Origin of the sequence: Vibrio sp. B181a (assembly GCF_030248375.1) — a bacterium.
In the GTDB taxonomy this organism is placed as follows: domain Bacteria; phylum Pseudomonadota; class Gammaproteobacteria; order Enterobacterales; family Vibrionaceae; genus Vibrio; species Vibrio campbellii.
Genome location: NZ_JAHGAD010000114.1, coordinates 1 through 5,392, shown reverse-complemented (window position 1 = coordinate 5,392; position 5,392 = coordinate 1). Strand labels below are relative to the sequence as shown.

Below are 5,392 nucleotides of genomic sequence, written 5' to 3'. Positions count from 1 at the left end.
TTCCTTTCACCCATGAGGGGCCACCCTCATTGGGTGCCCCTTTTTTATTTGGAGCACCCAATGTCTTATTCGATTTGTTACGCCATGCAAGCATGGCATTACCCTTACCCAGATTTGCTTCGTGATGCCAAAGCGTGGCTCGCTGAGCAAAACCGACTGACCGCCAACACCATTGAGCGCGACATGGCGGCGCTCGGCGTGAGCTTTCCTCGTCATGACGACCAGTTTGTTGTGACGGCGGAGTTTGGCGAGAGCAACCCATTTGATGAGTATGGCAAGCGCGTTCGAGGAGAATGGACGTGCCATGGTTTTCTCAATCAGCGTGAGGCGGTGCGCTACTTGGGCATTCGTTGGTCTGAAGACGTCGAATCTGGCGCTCTCAAGCCTAACGGTCGCTGGAGCACGGCAGAGAGCTGGATAAAACGCATTAAGCAGCAATTGAAGCAGGCGCAGCCTGTGACGTCATTGCCGCGTTACTGCGAAAAATCCTTCTACTCAATACCGCTTAATGCGCTCACAGACAAGCAACAAACGCTCATGCACACGCTCACTCTGCTTTCGGTCCAACAAACGACCGGGCTGTATGGGGAGGCGCAGGCGTTTCGTTTAACGTGTCAGCCCAAGACGGTGTTTGAGTGGTGGCTTTTCTGCCAGGCCGTGCATCAACTGCCAAGCGAGCCTGCCGCTGAGCCAATGCTCAGTATTGACTGGTGAGCTTATGCGCTATCAATCGTCCTACGGCCAAGGCAAATTGCAAGAGCTGCAAGACGCCCCTGGCGAATACTACCAACTCACCGAGCCCGTCACCCCAGATGAACTGCTGGATATCGCCAATGCCATGGCGATGGACCGCTTGTCACCGGGCGTGGCGCTGACCAGCCCTGAGCAGACCAAACGCACCTTAAGTGGCCTATTGCAGGGCATGGAGCGGGAAGTGTTTGGCGTCCTCTTTCTGAATCATCAACATCAGGTGATTGAGTTTGAGGTGCTGTTCTACGGCACCATAAATGCCGCCAGCGTCTACCCCCGAGAAGTGGTGAAACGCGCCCTACTCTGGAATGCGTCGGCGGTCATCTTGTGTCATAACCACCCGAGCTTATCGAGTGAACCCAGTCAGGCCGACAGACGTATCACCCGAGTCTTGTGTGATGCGCTGGCGCTGATTGACGTGCGCGTGCTTGACCACTTTGTGGTCGGCGCGACCGTCACCTCGTTTGCAGAGCGTGGCTGGCTATAGCCCGCTCTCTTATCCCTAACCGGAAGGTCTTCCGGTGGGAAGGCCTTTGATTTTTCAGGAGGCCGAATATGGTCCAACTCCCTGGCACCTTAACCATTAAAACTGTCACCGGTCGCTATGGCGACTTTAACGTGGCCACCCTTGATAGCGAGATTGGCAAGTTTGCTATCCGCGATGCAGTGCTCGATGAGTATAACGAAGGCACCTACCAAGGCACCTTTGGGTTAACGCGCATTTACTCGGGCAGCTACCAAACCAGTCATCGCGTGGTGATTGAAACCCGCGCCGAACTCAGTGGTATTTGGCTGAGCGACTACAAAGAAGAAGCCGTGCCAAGCGACGCGCCGATGGAAGAAGACCCACTCGCCAAAGAGCGCAAAGCGCAGCAGAAACTGGCGGCGCAGCGTGACACGGCATCGGCTTCCCATGGCAACAGCAGCGCACAAGACGACCTTGAAGGTTTGTTTGGCGAGCTCTGGCCACTGCCTGCGCAGGTCGGCAGCATCGTCAAACTCAACCCCGAAGTGGGCCGTGAGAAAATGGGGCAACAACTGAAATACCTCAAACGTCGCATTCACGACGAGCGAGTATGGCAGTTCGAACCCAAGGCGCAGCACTGGCTGCGTTTGCGTGTCGATGAGGAGGCAAGCTGATGGCGGTGATGCATCCGCGCGTGGCGCACAACTACCTCAAAGATGGCTACTATCCAACGGATGAGGCCACCTTAACCTTGATTGCCAAGCGGCTGACATTCAAAGCCGGCACACAGCGCTTACTCGACCCGTGCTGCGGTGAAGGTCAGGCGCTGGCCAAGCTGGCGGCTGACATTGACGCGCACCCACAAAGTACGCTTCACACCTATGGTGTGGAGCTCGATGCGGGGCGCGCTGAGAGCGCGAGCCAATGCCTGGATACGGTGCTGCGCAGCAATGCGTTTGACACCGTGATAGGCGCAGGCAGTCAAAGTCTGCTGTTTTTGAATCCGCCGTATGGCGATGCGGTCACCGACCAGATAGAAAAGCAGCAACGCGACATGGCCAGACTGGAAGTGCAGTTTATTCAACGCCTACTTCCGACCCTAAAACGCGACGGCGTATTGGTGTTGGTGGTGCCCTTCCCGTCGCTCACGCCCGCGCTTTGTCGTTACCTGTCGCTGCGACTGCGGGAGGTGCAGGTGGTTAAGGCCAGCACCGACCGCTTTAAGCAAGTGGTGCTATTGGGACGCAAAGCCGACTTACGTGGCAGTCAGCATCAAGCTTTGCGCAGCACCACCGCGCAAAGCTTGATGCAAGTGGGCGAAGGGTTACCCATTCCACCCCACGTCACGACGCAGGCTCAGCTTGAGGTCACGCCAGTCACTGACGCCCCGTTTCGTTTTGAAATGGTGCGGCCAGAGACAGCACAGCTTCAAGCGGCGTTTTTGCACCACGGCGGCCTCTGGCCCACGTTCGATACGCAATTTAACCAAGCTCGACACCCACGCGTGCCTAGGCCACTGCGTAAACTTTCCCCCTGGCATTTGTCGCTGTCGCTCGCGGCAGGGCAAATCGCCGGCAAGGTGGTCAGCAATGATGGCACGCGGACACTGCTGGTCAAAGGCGGCACCCAAAAGGTGCAGCGAACGGTCACCAGTATCGACGAGCATCAAACCATCACGACCAAAATAGACCAATTTCAGCCGCTCATTCGAGCGATTGACCTCACCCCAGGTGAGCGCTTTGGTCACATCGTGATTATCCAATAACCCCACTTTCATTGGCCCGTCAGGCGCTTTTCCTGACGGGAGAGGCGCCTTATTTTTTTGATAAGGAAACCCAACCATGAACACACCACTGATTGCGCTCGATAACGGGCTCTACCTCGATGCGGTGGTCACCACCGCGGACCACAAGGTGCAGTTTCTCTCCCTGTGGGGACGCGATGGCATGATGCAACACTTCTTCGCGGCGCTCACGCTGCCGCTGAGCGAAGGCGGACTGCGCGTCATGACCGTCAAGCAGCCAGATGGAGAAAGTCTGGTGATGGACTTTGCTCACGCCAAGGCCCTCACCAAGCGCACCACTCGCCTGCCCAAATACACCCCGGTCGGCGAATGGGTGCACACTTGGCTCATTCATCCATCGCTGCTCAAACCTTCGGGTCAGAGCATGACCTTGCTGAGCGCAGCGCCGCTGGCTTGGCTCGATTTATGGCCAACCATCAAGCAGCTGTGCCACTTGCCTTTACTCGAAGACTGGCAAGCCATGCTGCAGCCACAACTTCGAGCTTGTATTGAGGTATTGCCAAGTGTGGGCGTACACGCCTATCAGCTCGATTTGCCGATTGAGCCCATCGAAACCTTGGTCAGCAAAGCCATGCAACAAGGCTTACTGCCGGTCACAGAAGGCGCGATGCTATGAACACAACAGAGATGAACACCCAAGCACAGAGCGAACCTGAACATGACAAGGTGTTATCGCTGCATGACTTTATCGACCAGTTCGGTGAAGGCCTGATCGATAACATTGAAGCGGCGCACCCCGCGCGCTATCAAGCGCCGAGTGCGTCACGCACAGCGGTGATGCAATCGCTCAAGCGCGTGCCGTTTGAGGCGCAGGCCGAAGCGGTGCAAGCCATCAGCGCCCTACTTCTCGATGACGGTGCCCCGGCAGGCATTCTCAACGGGGAAATGGGCACCGGCAAGTCCATCATGGGTGTGGCCGCCAGTGCCATTGCCTATGAGGAAGGCAAAGCCAAGCGCTTCCTGCTGCTTTCACCGCCGCATCTGGTGTACAAATGGCGTCGAGAAATTCTCGATACCGTGCCTAACGCGAAGGTGTGGGTACTCAATGGTCCCGATACGCTGCAGTCCTTACTCAAACTAAGAGCGGCCACAGCGCATGACGGACCGGAGTATGTGGTGTTGGGTCGCGTGCGAATGCGCATGGGCTATCACTGGCAGCCAGCGTATCAGACCAAAACCCTCAAGCGCGAGCTCGGCCACGATGGCCTCAGCGCACAAACGACCAATCTGACGTTGGTGCGCTGCCCGGACTGCGCAAGTTTGGTCAAGGATGATGAAGGCGAGTTGATATTACCGAGTCATTTTCCGACAGACCAACAGCTCAGCTGCGCGGCGTGTGGCTCTGCGCTGTGGACACTCCGACGTCAGCGTCAGAGCGATACCTTGAGCAAAACCGTGTCCCGCGCCCTGCAGACCCTACCGACGATTGGCAAAGTCACCGCCGGTAAGCTGCTCGATGGCTTTGGTGAGCGCATGCTGGCCAAAGCGCTGACCGACAACATTTATGAGTTGGTCAACCTGCTTGATGACGACGGGGAGTTTGTGTTCAGCGAGCGTCAATCTGAGCGCATCGAGCGTAAACTGGCCAAAACCCAGTTTGCGTTTGGGCAAGGTGATTACCAGGCAAGCGAGTTCATTAAGCGCTACTTCCCTCGCGGGTTCTTTGACTGGCTCATCATCGATGAGTGCCACGAATATAAGAACGCCGGAGCCGCGCAGGGGCAAGCGATGCAGGTATTAGCCGGCTGCGTGAAACAATGCCTTCTTTTGACTGGCACGTTGATGGGCGGCTATGCGGAAGACCTCTTCTATTTGCTGTGGCGCACCATGCCCTCAGTGATGATGCAAGATGGCTATCGCTACCACCGTGGCAAATTAGGCAGCGCGGCACTGATTTTCTCACAAGAGCACGGCATCATCAAAGAGGTGATGAAAGTCACCGATGAGGCCAACCACAAGACCGCCAAAGGCAAGAACGTCAAAGTCAGCCAAACCAGAGCGCCCGGTTTTGGTCCGCTCGGCGTGGCGAAGTACATCCTGCCTTATACGGTGTTTGTCAAACTCAAAGACATGGGGGATGGGATTTTACCGCCTTACCAGGAACACTTTGAGGAAGTGCCAATGGATGAAGAGATGCAAATGCACTACAACGCCATGGAGCAAGACTTAACCGCTAGGCTTCGTCAAGCACTGGCCGCGGGTGACCAAACCTTATTAGGCGTGGTCATGAGCGCGCTGCTGGCATGGCCAGACTGCGCGTTTCGAGAAGAAGTGGTCACGCACCCGCGCAGCAAAGAAACGCTGGCTTACATTCCGGCGCTGTTTGATGCGCTCACCCCCACGCCCAAAGAACAAAGGCTCATTGAGCTGGT

At 56.5% G+C, this 5,392-nt stretch carries 6 protein-coding genes; all 6 read left to right on the top strand.

Annotation, left to right across the window (positions count from 1 at the left end; genetic code table 11):
• Positions 1-60 precede the first annotated feature (60 nt).
• Complete coding sequence (locus tag KIO97_RS25875; RefSeq protein WP_285384344.1) at positions 61-714, top strand: hypothetical protein; 654 nt, start codon at positions 61-63, stop codon at positions 712-714.
• A gap of 4 nt (positions 715-718) precedes the next feature.
• Positions 719-1,237, top strand: coding sequence for a JAB domain-containing protein (locus KIO97_RS25870; RefSeq protein WP_285384343.1), 519 nt, complete (start codon positions 719-721; stop codon positions 1,235-1,237).
• Positions 1,238-1,305: 68 nt separating this feature from the next.
• A complete protein-coding gene (locus KIO97_RS25865; RefSeq protein ID WP_285384342.1) occupies positions 1,306-1,890 on the top strand; it encodes a DUF3275 family protein in 585 nt (194 codons plus the stop codon).
• Positions 1,890-2,981 carry a DUF6094 domain-containing protein gene (locus tag KIO97_RS25860; protein ID WP_285384341.1) on the top strand — a complete coding sequence of 364 codons (1,092 nt, stop codon included), beginning with the start codon at positions 1,890-1,892 and terminating at the stop codon, positions 2,979-2,981. Before KIO97_RS25865 ends, KIO97_RS25860 begins: the two co-directional genes overlap by 1 nt.
• 76 nt (positions 2,982-3,057) lie before the next feature.
• Positions 3,058-3,636 carry a hypothetical protein gene (locus tag KIO97_RS25855; protein WP_285384340.1) on the top strand — a complete coding sequence of 193 codons (579 nt, stop codon included), beginning with the start codon at positions 3,058-3,060 and terminating at the stop codon, positions 3,634-3,636.
• Positions 3,633-5,392: helicase (locus KIO97_RS25850; protein WP_285384339.1), on the top strand; the 1,760-nt coding region annotated here is incomplete at its 3' end. The genes KIO97_RS25855 and KIO97_RS25850, both read left to right, overlap by 4 nt.

What these genes read in the sequence shown, in the direction of transcription:
- KIO97_RS25875 (WP_285384344.1), top strand. Translation starts at nt 61, where the DNA reads ATGTCTTATTCGATTTGTTACGCCATGCAAGCATGGCATTACCCTTAC.
- KIO97_RS25870 (WP_285384343.1), top strand. Translation starts at nt 719, where the DNA reads ATGCGCTATCAATCGTCCTACGGCCAAGGCAAATTGCAAGAGCTGCAA.
- KIO97_RS25865 (WP_285384342.1), top strand. Translation starts at nt 1,306, where the DNA reads ATGGTCCAACTCCCTGGCACCTTAACCATTAAAACTGTCACCGGTCGC.
- KIO97_RS25860 (WP_285384341.1), top strand. Translation starts at nt 1,890, where the DNA reads ATGGCGGTGATGCATCCGCGCGTGGCGCACAACTACCTCAAAGATGGC.
- KIO97_RS25855 (WP_285384340.1), top strand. Translation starts at nt 3,058, where the DNA reads ATGAACACACCACTGATTGCGCTCGATAACGGGCTCTACCTCGATGCG.